This is a genomic window from Shewanella sp. FJAT-51649 (assembly GCF_019457435.1).
Classification (GTDB): Bacteria; Pseudomonadota; Gammaproteobacteria; order Enterobacterales; family Shewanellaceae; genus Shewanella; species Shewanella mangrovisoli.
In genome coordinates this window covers 2,495,886-2,509,602 of record NZ_CP080411.1, presented here as the reverse complement: position 1 = coordinate 2,509,602, position 13,717 = coordinate 2,495,886, and the positions used below count along the sequence as shown (strand labels likewise).

Annotated in this window: 14 protein-coding genes; 8 read left to right on the top strand and 6 right to left on the bottom strand. The window is 48.6% G+C overall.

From position 1 onward, the window contains the following. Positions 1-18: 18 nt before the first annotated feature. The 4 genes from fldA to K0H59_RS11175 all read right to left on the bottom strand — a co-directional run bounded on the left by fldA (position 19) and on the right by K0H59_RS11175 (position 1,985). Complete coding sequence (gene fldA / locus K0H59_RS11190) at positions 19-546, bottom strand: flavodoxin FldA (RefSeq protein WP_088212348.1); 528 nt, start codon at positions 544-546, stop codon at positions 19-21. Positions 547-601: 55 nt separating this feature from the next. Next, positions 602-874: a LexA regulated protein gene (gene ybfE / locus K0H59_RS11185; RefSeq protein WP_011622798.1), complete on the bottom strand. Its 273-nt coding sequence runs from the start codon at positions 872-874 to the stop codon at positions 602-604. Positions 875-885: 11 nt separating this feature from the next. Continuing rightward, on the bottom strand, positions 886-1,107 hold the full coding sequence (locus K0H59_RS11180; RefSeq protein ID WP_007648263.1) for a DUF2788 domain-containing protein: 222 nt from the start codon (positions 1,105-1,107) through the stop codon (positions 886-888). A gap of 101 nt (positions 1,108-1,208) precedes the next feature. After that, complete coding sequence (locus tag K0H59_RS11175; protein ID WP_220053165.1) at positions 1,209-1,985, bottom strand: alpha/beta fold hydrolase; 777 nt, start codon at positions 1,983-1,985, stop codon at positions 1,209-1,211. Between the two features lie 295 nt (positions 1,986-2,280). Between K0H59_RS11175 and seqA the strand changes: the two genes are divergently transcribed. Further along, on the top strand, positions 2,281-2,832 hold the full coding sequence (gene seqA / locus K0H59_RS11170) for a replication initiation negative regulator SeqA (RefSeq protein ID WP_088212350.1): 552 nt from the start codon (positions 2,281-2,283) through the stop codon (positions 2,830-2,832). A 71-nt stretch (positions 2,833-2,903) separates the two neighbouring features. Continuing rightward, positions 2,904-4,556, top strand: coding sequence for a phosphoglucomutase (alpha-D-glucose-1,6-bisphosphate-dependent) (gene pgm, locus K0H59_RS11165; RefSeq protein ID WP_220053164.1), 1,653 nt, complete (start codon positions 2,904-2,906; stop codon positions 4,554-4,556). Between the two features lie 117 nt (positions 4,557-4,673). Here pgm and msrA read toward each other — a convergent pair whose 3' ends face one another. Next, the gene (msrA, locus tag K0H59_RS11160) at positions 4,674-5,153 is read right to left on the bottom strand and encodes a peptide-methionine (S)-S-oxide reductase MsrA (protein ID WP_220053163.1); all 480 of its coding nucleotides are present in this window, start codon (positions 5,151-5,153) and stop codon (positions 4,674-4,676) included. A 278-nt stretch (positions 5,154-5,431) separates the two neighbouring features. Between msrA and astE the strand changes: the two genes are divergently transcribed. The 6 genes from astE (at position 5,432) to sodC (ending at position 12,408) form a co-directional block, all read left to right on the top strand. After that, on the top strand, positions 5,432-6,466 hold the full coding sequence (gene astE, locus K0H59_RS11155; RefSeq protein ID WP_220053162.1) for a succinylglutamate desuccinylase: 1,035 nt from the start codon (positions 5,432-5,434) through the stop codon (positions 6,464-6,466). Between the two features lie 162 nt (positions 6,467-6,628). After that, a complete protein-coding gene (locus K0H59_RS11150; RefSeq protein ID WP_023265282.1) occupies positions 6,629-7,807 on the top strand; it encodes a thiamine pyrophosphate-dependent dehydrogenase E1 component subunit alpha in 1,179 nt (392 codons plus the stop codon). A 3-nt stretch (positions 7,808-7,810) separates the two neighbouring features. After that, positions 7,811-8,788 (top strand): alpha-ketoacid dehydrogenase subunit beta, encoded by a 978-nt coding sequence (locus tag K0H59_RS11145; RefSeq protein WP_220053161.1) that lies wholly within the window; start codon positions 7,811-7,813, stop codon positions 8,786-8,788. A 9-nt stretch (positions 8,789-8,797) separates the two neighbouring features. Beyond that, entirely contained in the window at positions 8,798-10,387 is a 1,590-nt protein-coding gene (locus tag K0H59_RS11140) for a dihydrolipoyllysine-residue acetyltransferase (RefSeq protein WP_220053160.1), read from the top strand. A gap of 144 nt (positions 10,388-10,531) precedes the next feature. Further along, positions 10,532-11,605: a quinolinate synthase NadA gene (nadA, locus tag K0H59_RS11135; protein ID WP_011622789.1), complete on the top strand. Its 1,074-nt coding sequence runs from the start codon at positions 10,532-10,534 to the stop codon at positions 11,603-11,605. A 290-nt stretch (positions 11,606-11,895) separates the two neighbouring features. Next, positions 11,896-12,408 (top strand): superoxide dismutase family protein, encoded by a 513-nt coding sequence (sodC, locus tag K0H59_RS11130; RefSeq protein ID WP_220053159.1) that lies wholly within the window; start codon positions 11,896-11,898, stop codon positions 12,406-12,408. A gap of 123 nt (positions 12,409-12,531) precedes the next feature. On the opposite strand, the gene gap is transcribed toward sodC, so the two are convergent. Further along, a complete protein-coding gene (gene gap / locus K0H59_RS11125; protein ID WP_011622787.1) occupies positions 12,532-13,542 on the bottom strand; it encodes a type I glyceraldehyde-3-phosphate dehydrogenase in 1,011 nt (336 codons plus the stop codon). Positions 13,543-13,717: the final 175 nt, after the last annotated feature.

Genomic DNA, 13,717 nt, shown 5'->3' with positions numbered 1-13,717 from the left:
AATTAACGATAGCGCGAATTAGTCTTCAAACTCGGCTAAGCACATTTCTTCGTAGATTTGCTTAACCCAAGCATCGACACGCTCTTCAGTCAGCTCAGGTTGACGGTCTTCGTCAATCCCTAAACCGATGAAGTGGTCATCATCGACTAAGCCTTTTGAAGCTTCGAAGTTGTAAGTCGCTGTTGGCCAGTGACCGATGATGATCCCGCCACGGGCTTGAACAATATCACCCACCATGCCCATGGCATCGAGGAAGTATTCTGCGTAGTCTTCTTGGTCACCACAACCGAAGATAGCAACCAGTTTGTCGGTAAAATCAATCTGTTCTAATTCAGGGAAAAAGTCATCCCAGTCGCACTGTGCTTCACCGTAATACCAGGTTGGGATGCCGAACAGCAGCAGGTCGTATTCTGCGATCTGTTCTTTGGTGCTCTTGGCGATATCTTTCACCTCAACCATTTTCTTACCCAGTTTCTTCTGGATCATCTTGGCGACAGCTTCGGTGTTGCCTGTGTCGCTACCGAAAAAAAGACCTACAGTTGCCATTGTCTATCCTTTATGTCTAGTTCACTTATACGTTAATCTTGCTGCTATCGATTGCTCAGCATTCAATTTTTTGCTGAAGAATTAATTCGATTAACTGGCTTCGGCTGATGTTACTGGCCAATGCCTGCTCATTCAAGGCGTCATATAAATCTTGTGACACCTTTAACTCTATTCGCTTTAATCCTTTGGCTTTATCCCGCTGGATCTGGTTGCGCTTATTGACCTTAAGTTGCTGGCTACGGGACAAAGGATTGCTACGTGGGCGGCCCCGGCGCTTTTCATTGGCAAAAAGGTCAATGGTTGTTCTATCTGTTGCTTCTTTTGCCATGTTCTTATTGTTTAACCGATGCCCGAACCTTCCCAGGACATCTGGATAATACCTTTTGCAATAAACCCGGCGCAGCCGAGAAATAACACTAACCACACAATAAATCGACCAAATTTCGGCACATTACCTTGTTTAAGCACATCGTGGATGGCCATGCCGATAAAGAAAAATATCGCGGCAAAAAACAGGTTCAGGCCGATGGTTTCAATTTGTTCCATGTACTGAGATAACATACTTTCTTAGTCCTCTAGAGTCTTCTAAGGCTAAAAGAGGCGCGAATATATCACATCAGCAGGGTGTCGGCTATATGATTTAGGTCGAGAATCATTGTCATTTACACTGAGTGTTTGTCAATAAATTCAGACACAATACGATTAAACACCGCCGGTTTTTGGGCATGTAGCCAATGGCCACAACCTTCTAATGTTTTGGCCTGCGCCGCCGGAAATTGGCGCATGATCTCATCGCGATGCTCGGCGGTCACATAATTGGAGTCGCCACCACGGATAAAAAGGCTCGGTCCGTTAAAGACTTGTTGTGTTTCGTGCTTTTGATTAGGCCAACCAATGATGTTGGGATAGCAGCTTTTTAAGCCAGTAAGGTTCATTTTCCAACGAAAGCCTGTGTCGGTGCGCTGGAGGTTTTTAAGTAAAAACTGCGCGGTCGGCTCATCGATGCCACCCGCTAATAAATGCGCTAACGCGAAGCGGCGGTCGGTATGGCCTTCAAGTGGCAAACTTTCGAGTGCGGCAAATACCGCATCATGGCGCGGTTTGTAAGCAACTGGGGCAATATCGGCGGCCACCAAGCTGATGATGCGCTCTGGGTAAGCAAGGGCTGTTGCCATGGCGATTTTACCGCCCATGGAGTGGCCAACAATGTGCACGCGCTCAAGCGCAAGTTCATCTAACAATGCCACCATTGCCTTGGCTAAACTTGGGTAATCCATCGTTTGCCAATGTTCACTCAATCCGTGATTAGGCACATCGACACGAATAACCTGATGATTTGCTTCGAGGACTTGTCCTAGCCCCTTAAGATTATCTAAATTGCCAAAGAGTCCGTGGATAAGGAGGACTGCTTCTCCTTGACCTGTGGATGCAAAATTCATGAAGTCGCCTGTGCTGTGGTACATAAAGTGCTGCGGATTGTGCCCCTAATGGGTTAAGTTTGACAAGTCTTCAGGCGATTTTGAGGCACAGTGCACCGAACTTGCTGGCTTTTTCAGCGATTAACGCGCTTGTGCTAATTTGATGTGCGATTTCACGCATTTTTAGATTAATGATGCTTTATCAGATTGATAGAGATAGATACACTGGGGCAACGATCGCACAGATCCTTTGCGAGGATCGCCTGTGGTGCACTTTTTCGGTTAAGCCTATCGAATAACAAAGGATAATAAGGTTATGAAATACATCGAAGTGGATGAAGAGCTCTATCGTCATATTGCCAGCAAAACGGAACGTATTGGTGAGAGCGCCTCTGACATTCTCCGTCGATTACTCGGCCTGTCCGTCGATGCGGTTGAACAAACGCAACCACAGGCCATTAGCCAACCGAGTTTAGAGGCGGCGACGCCTGAGCCACAGGTTGCGCCTCAGGTAGAAACCTTAGTCTCAGCGACCGATTTCAATCAATTGGTGGATGAGCATAAGTTAGCGCAGCAAAAAGGCGCCGTGGGTCGCTTCTTATTCTTGCTCGAGAGTTTATATCAACAGAGCCAAGCGCAATTCTCGCAAATTTTACAGATCCAAGGTCGCGATCGACTCTATTTTGCGCGCTCACGGGAAGAGTTACTCAAGGCCAGTACTACCGCCAACCCGAAGGAAATCGGTAACACCGGATTTTGGGTCACGACCAACAATAACACTGCGAAAAAACGGGCGATTTTAGTCGAAGCCTTAGTGCAATTTGGTTGCGATGCCGAAATTGCCAACGGCATTGCCGAACGCGTATAACGCCTTTATCGACGCCACAATGATGCGGCGTTTCCATTTAATTAACCGATTTTCCAGTAGGAGAGGATCAGGTGGCAATACATCAACGGGCAGGACAAACCGCGAGTCAGACGGATCTGGTGAATATTCCAAAACTGATGAGCCATTATTACAGCATCAAACCTAATGTGGATGCTGCCGAGCAACGTGTGACGTTCGGGACCTCGGGTCACCGCGGAACTGCGTTTCAAGCAAGTTTTAACCAAGACCATATTTGGGCGATTACCCAGGCCGTGGTGGATTATCGCCAATCGGTGAATATTGACGGCCCACTATTTTTAGGTATCGATACCCACGCCTTATCTTATGCAGCCTACGTGTCGGCGATTGAAGTGTTAGCGGCCAATAAGGTGACTGTTAATATTCAGCAAAATGATGGCTTTACTCCCACGCCTGTGGTGTCCCATGCCATTATTTGCGCCAATCGAGAAGCGGCGCTGACGGGTGCCGCGTTAAGCGATGGTTTGATCATCACGCCATCTCACAATCCGCCGCAGGATGGCGGCATCAAGTACAATCCTCCCCATGGCGGACCAGCCGAAGGCAATATTACCGCTTGGATTGAGTCCCGCGCCAATGATTACCTGCGCGCAGGGCTGAAGGGCGTTAATAAGCTGGCTTATGCCGACGCGTTAACCTCGGGCTATGTGCATGCCATCGATTTGATTACCCCCTATGTGGCGGATTTAGTTAATGTGGTCGATATGCATGCTATCGCCAAGGCTAAGCTGAAATTGGGTGTTGACCCATTAGGCGGCTCGGGTATTCATTATTGGGCGCCGATTGCCAAGCACTATGGTATCGATATCACCTTAGTTAACGATAAGGTCGACCCAAGCTTTAGCTTTATGTCGCTTGATAAAGACGGCAAGATCCGCATGGATTGCTCTTCGCCCTATGCGATGGCAGGCTTACTGGCCCATAAAGAATCCTTTGATTTATGTGTGGGTAACGACCCTGACTACGACAGACACGGAATCGTGTGTCCGGGCACGGGGCTGATGGATCCCAACCACTATTTAGCGGTTGCGATTGATTATCTGCTGACCCACAGACCTCAATGGAGCGAGCAGTTAGCCATCGGCAAGACGTTGGTATCGAGTGCGCTTATCGATAAAATCTGCGCCTTCCACGGCAAAAAATTACTCGAAGTTCCCGTTGGCTTTAAGTGGTTCGTCGATGGGTTAGCCGAGGCAACCATTGCCTTCGGTGGTGAGGAGAGTGCGGGCGCCGCCTTCCTGCGCCGTGATGGCACGACTTGGTGTACCGACAAAGACGGTTTTATTCTGGTGCTGCTTGCGGCCGAAATGCTCGCGGTTACTGGCAAGACGCCGGGGCAACGCCATCAAGAATTAGTGGCGCAGTTCGGTCAAAGTTTCTACAAGCGTATCGACAGTCCGATTAGTCTTGAGAACAAAGCCAAATTTGCCAAGCTTAATGCTGAAACCTTAAACGCCACTATGCTGGCGGGTGAGAAAATTGATGCCGTATTAACCCATGCCCCAGGTAACAATGCCTCTATAGGTGGTATTAAAGTGACTACGGCCAATGGTTGGTTCGCGGCGCGACCGTCGGGCACTGAGGCGTTATTTAAGATTTACGGTGAGAGCTTTATCAGTGAGCAGCATCTTGCCGATATCATTAAGGACGCACAAGCCTTGATTGATAAGGCGCTTAGCGCCTGATCTAACGTTTAAGCATTTTTTACAGATAAAAAACGCACTCATGGAAATCCTATGAGTGCGTTTTTATTTGCAGCGATGAGCGGCAGAAGCCACTCACTCGGATGCTACAGGTTATGATCAGTACTCGAGATGGCAACTTGGTAAGTTGTTCTTATCGATATAGTTTTGATGATATTCCTCGGCCACATGGAATTGCTGTAAAGGCACAATTTCAGTCACGATGTGGCGCAATCCCCAACGGCCCGAGCGGGCAAAGGCCAGTTTAGAGGCTTCGGCCGTGGCTTTTTGCTCACGGTCATGGAAGAAAATGGTACTGCGATACTGAGTGCCAATATCGCCGCCCTGCATATTGAGTGTGGTGGGGTTGTGGTTCTTCCAAAACACATCCAATAACTCGTCGTAGCTGACAATCGCAGGGTCAAACTCCACTTGCACGACTTCAGCATGGCCTGTCTTACCTTTTTTGACTTCCTCATAGGTGGTCGCTTCGTTATTGCCACCCATATAGCCACAGGTCGCGTTGCTCACGCCGTTGACTTGTCTAAAGAAATACTCCACGCCCCAAAAACAGCCGGCACCGAAAGTTGCTAACGCCATGATAAATCCTGATAGAAGTCTAGATGGCTAAGGATTGTGATAAAACTCATGCCTAAAAGCAAGTGTGTCGACAAAATTAATCCTATGTCGGCCAAATGTGGCTAAGATGCTGTGGTTTTGCCGTGAAATGCGCTTGTTTGACCAGAATGACAGAGTAACGGCTCAAAAACTTGTGTTAGTATGGATGCGCTTTTTAAGGCGGGTAGCGATAAGTGCAATGAAACAGGTAGTTATTGCCATAAATCCCGTCTTTAACACGCTATTATAAGGAGAATTCTGTGTTACAAGCTCTGTTAGATTCGAAGGATTTTCTCGCGCTGACCCTCGCCAATCCGCAAACCCTCGGTGATGAGTTTAGTTTCACCTTAGGGGAACATACTCGAGTCGAAGTGTGGGACACGGGCGTCATCGTTTTTGAGCCAGCACAAGCCCAAGGTAAGGATGTCATTCTCTCCTGCGGTGTCCACGGTAATGAAACCGCCCCCATCGAACTCTGCAATACCTTAATCAAACAGCTTCTCCAACAAAAAATCATCGCCAAACAACGCACGCTGTTTATTATTGGCAACCCTTTAGCGATTAATAATGGCACTCGCATTATCGACGAAAACATGAATCGTCTGTTTAGTGGCGAGCATTCAAATCCACCGGGGTTAGTGAATCCTGAGCGGGTGCGGGCGAAAAAATTAGAAGCCTATGTCGACCGCTTCTTTAACGGCGCAGCCGCAGGGCGCCAGCGAATTCACTACGATTTACACACGGCGATGCGTGCGTCAAAACACGAAAAGTTTGCGATTTATCCTTATCGTCCCGGCCGTGCTTATAGCGCCGAGCAAATCATGTTTTTAGCGGCAAGTGGCGTGGATACTGTGTTATTTCACCATGAGCCGACGACGACCTTCAGTTATTTTTCCTCCGAGCAGTATGGCGCCGATGCCTTTACCATTGAATTAGGTAAGGTGTATCCCATGGGGCAAAACGATATGACGCGTTTTATTGCCGCCCAAGAGATGTTTATGCGCCTTATCACAGACAAACCCTTAGCGCTTGAGCCATTCTCAGCGGATAAGGTAAATCTGTATCAAGTGTGCCGGGTGATTAACAAACATTTTGATGATTTTGAATTTACCTTCGCGACCGATGTCGAAAACTTCCGAGCTTTCCCGAAAGGCTTTGTATTGGCCCGAGAGGGTGGGCAGGAAATTAAAGTTGAACAGGAATTTGAAGCGATTGTCTTCCCCAATGCTAAGGTGCCCATCGGCAATCGCACTGTGATTTGCCTGATCCCTTCAGTCGCGCCAGATGTTCGCTAGTTTTGTAAAGCATTATATACATGCCCACAGGGGATTAGTTGTCGTTTGAACTGTGCCAACGGTTGATAGGTAGTTTACGTTAACGTAATGTTCATCCGGCATATTCGTATAAATTAGGCGTTGTGGATTTTCCATGGCGTAACGAGATAACAAGAGCACAATATGAGCAAAGCAACACTCAACACTGATACAGTGCACCGTGTCGGCTTCTTGGATAAGGCATCGCTTCACATTCCTATCCTTCGAATTCTACAAGCAGACGGCACTACCTATGAAACCGCGGTTTTGCCTGTAATAGATGAAGCCTTAGCCACCAAAATTTACGATACTTGCGTATTCACGCGGGTACTCGACGAACGTATGTTAGGCGCGCAGCGTCAGGGACGGATCAGCTTCTATATGACCTGTACGGGTGAAGAAGCGGCGATCGTCGGCAGTGTCGCGGCGCTGGACGCAGAGGACGTGATCCTCGCGCAATATCGTGAACATGCGGCGTTGCGCTACCGTGGTTTTACCACTGAGCAGTTTATGAACCAAATGTTCAGCAATGAGAAGGACTTAGGTAAAGGTCGCCAAATGCCAATCCACTATGGCTGTGCGGCGTTAAACTACCAAACCATTTCATCGCCACTGGCCACGCAAATTCCACAAGCGACAGGTGTCGGTTATAGCCTGAAAATGCAGGGCAAACGTAATGTTGCCGTCTGTTATTTCGGTGAAGGCGCCGCGTCTGAAGGTGACTTCCACGCCGGCTTGAATATGGCTGCGGTGTTAAAATGCCCCGTGATTTTCTTCTGCCGTAACAATGGTTACGCGATTTCCACCCCAACCGAAGAGCAATTTGCCGGTAACGGTATTGCTAGCCGCGGTGTGGGTTACGGTATGCACACTATTCGTGTCGACGGTAACGATATGCTGGCGGTGTTAGCGGCGACGCAACAGGCGCGTGCCTATGCGATTGAGCATAATGCCCCCGTGTTGATTGAGGCCATGACTTATCGTCTGGGTGCTCACTCATCTTCTGACGATCCTTCTGGCTATCGCTCAAAAGAAGAAGAGGCGAAATGGCAACAACATGATCCGGTCAAACGCTTCAAGTTGTGGTTAATCAACAAAGGCTGGTTGGCCGAGGCCGATGATGCCCAGCGTTACGAGAAGTACCGTGAAGAAGTGTTAGCCGCCGTTAAAGTCGCTGAAAAATTACCTATCCCTATGCTGGATGAGATCATTGAAGACGTGTACGACAAGCCAACACCAGCGCTGAAAAAGCAGCTGAGTGAGCTTAAAGAGCACATCAAGAAATATCCGCAATCCTATCCCAAAAGTGCAGGGAGGCTATAAGCCGTGGCAGAAATGAATATGTTACAGGCCGTCAATGAGGCCTTGTCAATCGCCATGCAATCTGATGAGCGCATGGTGGTATTTGGTGAAGACGTTGGCCACTTTGGCGGTGTGTTTCGCGCAACCTCAGGCTTACAGGAAAAGTTTGGTCGCAGCCGCTGCTTTAACACGCCGCTGACTGAGCAAGGCATTGCGGGTTTTGCCAACGGTTTAGCCTCTAATGGCATGACCGCCGTGGCGGAAATCCAGTTCGCCGATTACATCTTTCCGGCGTTCGATCAGATAGTGAACGAGTCGGCTAAATTCCGTTACCGCAGTGGCAATGAATTTAACGTTGGAAGCCTAGTGTTCCGTACACCTTATGGTGGTGGTATTGCGGGCGGTCATTACCATTCACAATCGCCAGAAGCCTATTTTACTCAAACGCCAGGCTTAAAAGTGGTTGTGCCGCGTAATCCTGAACAGGCCAAGGGCTTATTATTAGCCTCTATTCGCGATAAAAACCCTGTGGTGTTCTTCGAGCCAAAGCGTTTATATCGTGCTTCTGTGGGTGAAGTCCCTGCGGGCGATTATGAAATCGAGCTAGGTAAAGCCGAAGTGGTGCGTGAAGGGAAAGACATCACCTTAGTGGCCTGGGGCGCACAGATGGAAATCATCGAAAAAGCGGCCGACATGGCGTCAAAAGAGGGGATTTCTTGCGAAATTATTGACCTACGTACACTCGCTCCTTGGGATGTGGATACGGTTGCCGACTCAGTGAAGAAGACAGGCCGCTTACTGATCAACCACGAAGCGCCATTAACGGGTGGATTTGCGGGTGAAATTGCGGCCACGATTCAGCAAGAGTGTTTCTTGTATTTAGAATCCCCCATCAGCCGTGTATGTGGTCTAGATACCCCATATCCACTGGTCCACGAAAAAGAATATATGCCCGATGCGCTCAAGACCTTTGAAGCCATTAAGGCATCAGTGAACTTCTAGGAGTCCGGTATGATTAAAGATTTTATTTTGCCGGATATTGGTGAAGGCGTTGTCGAGTGCGAACTCGTCGAGTGGTTGGTGCAAGAGGGCGATACCATTGCTGAAGATCAGCCCATCGCCGATGTGATGACAGACAAAGCCTTAGTGCAAATTCCGGCGCCTTTTGCAGGAGTCGTGACCAAGCTTTATTACGCCAAAGGCGATATCGCTAAGGTGCATGCACCGCTGTATGCCGTGCAGATTGAGGCTGACGACGCCGCGACTGTTGCTGCGTCTCAACCTGAAGTACAGGCATCTACTCAAGCATCTGCAAGCCAAGCCAGTGTGGCTGGTACTAGCGTGGAAGAGTTCCTGCTGCCCGATATTGGCGAAGGCATTGTTGAGTGCGAACTGGTCGAATGGTTAGTACAAGAAGGCGATACCGTGGTTGAAGACCAACCCATCGCCGATGTGATGACAGATAAAGCCCTAGTGCAAATTCCCGCCATCAAAGCGGGCAAGATTGTCAAACTGCACTATCGTAAGGGTCAGTTAGCTAAAGTACATGCGCCACTATTTGCGATTGAGGTTGAAGGTGGTGTTATTGCGCCAGTCAGCCATGTACAAGAAGCCAGCGCCGCGGTGAATACCGCTGCACCAGCAGCTTGCGCGGCGGTGTCCTCGGAGCCTGCTCGCCAAGGTAAAGCCTTAGCCAGCCCAGCTGTTCGCCGTATGGCTCGTGCCTTAGATATCGATTTAAGTCGTGTACCTGGTAGTGGCAAACATGGCCGTGTGTATAAGGAAGACATTACTCGCTTCCAAGCGCAGGGCGGCGCTGTGCCTGCCGTTGCGCCAGTGGCGGTAGCGCCAACTGTTGCTCAATCAACCGTCTCTACCGCAGTGGCAAGCGCACGGGGTGACATTGTTGAGCCTATCCGTGGCGTGAAAGCCGTGATGGCGAAAATGATGGTGGAATCGGTATCGACCATTCCTCACTTCACCTATTGCGAAGAGTTTGATTTGACAGACTTAGTCGCACTGCGTGAAAGCATGAAGGCCAAGTATTCCTCCGACGAAGTTAAGCTGACCATGATGCCATTCTTTATGAAAGCCATGTCGTTAGCCTTAACCCAGTTCCCTGTGCTTAACAGCCAAGTGAATGCGGATTGTACTGAAATCACCTACAAGGCGCGTCATAACATCGGTATGGCGGTCGACTCTAAGGTGGGATTATTGGTACCAAACGTGAAGGATGTACAAGATAAGAGCATCCTTGAGGTGGCTGCTGAGATCACCCGCTTAACCAATGCTGCGCGCAGCGGCCGTGTGGCGCCGGCGGATCTTAAAGACGGCACGATTTCGATTTCGAATATCGGCGCCTTAGGTGGCACAGTCGCAACGCCTATTATCAATAAGCCGGAAGTTGCGATTGTCGCATTAGGTAAGTTACAAACCTTGCCTCGCTTTAATGCGAAAGGTGAAGTAGAAGCGCGTCAGATCATGCAAGTGAGTTGGTCTGGCGATCACCGCGTAATTGATGGCGGCACCATTGCCCGTTTCTGTAACCTGTGGAAACAATACCTTGAGCAGCCGCAGGATATGCTGTTAGCCATGCGCTAATCGGCTGTCAGCCAATACTTACAGCCAATCCAGCAAAAAAGGACGCCATTTAGCGTCCTTTTTTATTTGCAGGCCATAAATGGGTTAATCTTTTGATCCCAATTACGTATAATTCGCGAACGTTGTTATCCTGATGGATTTGTTATGAGCCCCAGCCCATTTGCCCCGACAATCGAAACTATTGATTATCCGTTTCCGCCTAAGCCAATTCCTCTGTCCGATGCCGAAAAGGCGGACTACAAGGCACGTATCAAGCAGCTGCTGATTGAAAAAGATGCGGTATTGGTTGCCCATTATTATACCGACCCTGAAATTCAAGCTCTGGCTGAAGAAACCGGTGGTTGTGTTTCTGACTCACTCGAAATGGCGCGCTTTGGCCGCGATCATCCCGCCAAGACGTTAATCGTCGCCGGGGTGAAATTTATGGGTGAAACCGCCAAAATCTTAAGCCCAGAAAAAACCATTCTGATGCCGACCTTGGAGGCGACCTGTTCATTGGACTTAGGTTGCCCCATCGATAAATTCAGCGCCTTCTGTGATGCGCATCCTGATCATACCGTGGTCGTTTACGCCAACACTTCGGCGGCGGTAAAAGCGCGTGCCGATTGGGTGGTCACCTCGAGTATTGCCCTTGAAATCGTTGAACACTTAGACAGCGAAGGCAAAAAAATCATTTGGGGCCCAGACCGTCATTTAGGCAGTTATATTGCCAAACAAACGGGCGCCGAGATGTTGATGTGGCAGGGCGACTGTATCGTTCACGATGAATTTAAGGCCAATGCGCTGCGTGATTTAAAGCGTGTTTACCCCGATGCGGCGATTTTAGTACACCCAGAGTCACCCGCGAGTGTGGTGGCGATGGCCGATGCTGTGGGCTCCACCAGCCAGTTGATTAAAGCTGCACAAACCATGGCTAACGAGCGTTTTATTGTGGCGACCGATCGCGGTATTTTCTACAAAATGCAACAAGCGGCGCCGGGTAAAACACTGATTGAAGCGCCTACCGGTGGTAACGGTGCCACCTGTAAGAGCTGTGCCCACTGTCCTTGGATGGCGATGAACGGCTTAAAAGCCATTGAAGCGTCATTAAGTGACAGCGACAAAACGACCCATGAGATCTTTGTCGATGAAGATTTACGCGTGAAAGCCTTAATCCCGTTGACCCGTATGCTCGATTTCGCTAAGACACTGAATATGAAAGTGAAAGGCAACGCTTAACCAAGCGTCCATAACACTCACGAAAAATAAAATCCCTGCCACTTGGCGGGGATTTTTGTATTGGCTTAAATTGCTCAGCAGCTAAGCTGTTAAGCATCTGCTTAATAAGTCGCGCTAGCCTTAAAAGCCATTCTTCATAGATGCATATATGCTTCAATTTAAAGAAATACACGCTCTTTTACTTACCGGATCGGTGTTGTTGACCTAAATTTGATATAGCAAAGCGTAGGTGAATTCACTCATTACGCTGTGTTCATGCAATTTTGTATAAGATAACCATGGAGAAGGGTATGAAAAACATCGTGTTACTGCTTGCTTCAATGTCTGCTGCCAGCGCATTTGCGGACGTGAGTGTGCCAATGAATCTTGTCAATGAAAAGGGTGTGGGTGAAAGTGTCGGTCAAGTGACCATTTTAGAATCGCAGTATGGAGTGGTATTTACGCCATCACTCAAAGGCTTAATGCCGGGATTACATGGTTTCCATCTACATGAGAACGGCAGCTGTGATCCAAAGGAAAAGGATGGAAAAATCGTCCCTGCAGGCGCGGCAGGTGGACACTATGATCCTGCCGCCACGAAAGCCCACGGCACGCCATGGGGAGAAGGGCATTTAGGCGATCTGCCACCATTGTTTGTCGATGCAGACGGTGCTGCTAGCCAGGCCGTGCTGGCACCGCGTTTAAAAATGAGTGATCTTAAAGGCCATGCAATCATGATCCATGCCGGTGGCGATAACCATTCCGATCACCCTGCGCCTTTAGGTGGCGGCGGTGCGCGTGTGGCCTGCGGTATTATCAATTAATGCATCGCTAATATAAGTTGTTAGCGGCGAAATGCTAGCATTGGTAACGACAGTGCATTGATGAGCTTTACATCGGCATAAAAAAGCCCCGCAAGAGCGGGGCTTTTTGATAAAGAAGAATGATTACTTCGCGTTCATCAGCGCAACCGCGTTGTCCAACATACGGTTACTGAAGCCCCATTCGTTATCGTACCATGCCATCACTTTGACTAAACGGCCGTTTACGCGGGTTTGAGTCGCATCGAAGTTAGATGAAAACGCATTGTGGTTAAAGTCGATAGACACCAGTGGCTCTTTGTTAACCGCTAAGACTTCGCTCAGTGGCGCAACAGCAGCGGCACGTTCGATAATGGCGTTAACTTCTTCAACAGTGGTATCACGTGCAGCAATGAAAGATAAATCCACTAAAGACACGTTAACAGTCGGTACACGTACTGCTAAACCATCGAATTTACCTTGTAATTCAGGCACAACTAAACCTACTGCCGCGGCAGCGCCCGTTTTAGTTGGGATCATTGACAGTGCTGCAGCGCGAGCACGGCGTAAATCTGTGTGGTATACGTCAGACAAACGTTGATCGTTGGTGTACGCGTGGATAGTAGTCATCAGACCCGATTCGATACCAATCTCATCGTTTAACGGCTTAGCGAAAGGCGCTAAACAGTTAGTGGTACATGATGCGTTAGAGATAACGGTCATATCCGCGGTCAGCACATTGTTGTTCACACCGTAAACGACGGTTGCATCAACGTTTTTGCCTGGTGCAGAGATAATAACTTTTTTCGCGCCCGCAGCTAAATGTGGCTGTACAGATTCTTTAGAAGTGAAGATACCAGTACATTCGAACACGACGTCAACTTGTAAGTCGCCCCAAGGTAATTTACCTGGATCGCGCTCTTGGAAGGTGAGGATCTTGTCGCCGTTGACATAAATTGCTTCCGCATCATGCTCAACTTTGGCATTGAAACGACCATGCACAGAATCGTATTTAGTAAGGTGAGCATTGATTGAAGCGTCGCCTAAATCGTTGATGGCAACAATTTTGATTGGGTAAGCTTTTTCGCTTTCATACAGGGCGCGTAATACGTTTCTACCGATACGGCCATAACCATTTATTGCTACACGGATAGTCATCTCATATCCCTCTGGTGATTATAAAATTCAACTGGTAGTAAAATTACCAAACTGACAGCTATCGTCAAGTGAATTCGGCAATTTTGCCGGGATTCGGTTAACAAATTAGGTGTTTTTTTTACATCGGTCGCGAAAACACCATTTTTAGCACGGCATTTGGATAAAAAATTACAAG

What these genes read in the sequence shown, in the direction of transcription:
- K0H59_RS11140 (WP_220053160.1), top strand. Translation starts at nt 8,798, where the DNA reads ATGATTAAAGATTTTATTTTGCCGGATATTGGTGAAGGCGTTGTCGAG.
- K0H59_RS11180 (WP_007648263.1), bottom strand. Translation starts at nt 1,107, where the DNA reads ATGTTATCTCAGTACATGGAACAAATTGAAACCATCGGCCTGAACCTG.
- ybfE (WP_011622798.1), bottom strand. Translation starts at nt 874, where the DNA reads ATGGCAAAAGAAGCAACAGATAGAACAACCATTGACCTTTTTGCCAAT.
- K0H59_RS11150 (WP_023265282.1), top strand. Translation starts at nt 6,629, where the DNA reads ATGAGCAAAGCAACACTCAACACTGATACAGTGCACCGTGTCGGCTTC.
- sodC (WP_220053159.1), top strand. Translation starts at nt 11,896, where the DNA reads ATGAAAAACATCGTGTTACTGCTTGCTTCAATGTCTGCTGCCAGCGCA.
- K0H59_RS11175 (WP_220053165.1), bottom strand. Translation starts at nt 1,985, where the DNA reads ATGAATTTTGCATCCACAGGTCAAGGAGAAGCAGTCCTCCTTATCCAC.
- msrA (WP_220053163.1), bottom strand. Translation starts at nt 5,153, where the DNA reads ATGGCGTTAGCAACTTTCGGTGCCGGCTGTTTTTGGGGCGTGGAGTAT.
- nadA (WP_011622789.1), top strand. Translation starts at nt 10,532, where the DNA reads ATGAGCCCCAGCCCATTTGCCCCGACAATCGAAACTATTGATTATCCG.
- gap (WP_011622787.1), bottom strand. Translation starts at nt 13,542, where the DNA reads ATGACTATCCGTGTAGCAATAAATGGTTATGGCCGTATCGGTAGAAAC.
- fldA (WP_088212348.1), bottom strand. Translation starts at nt 546, where the DNA reads ATGGCAACTGTAGGTCTTTTTTTCGGTAGCGACACAGGCAACACCGAA.
- seqA (WP_088212350.1), top strand. Translation starts at nt 2,281, where the DNA reads ATGAAATACATCGAAGTGGATGAAGAGCTCTATCGTCATATTGCCAGC.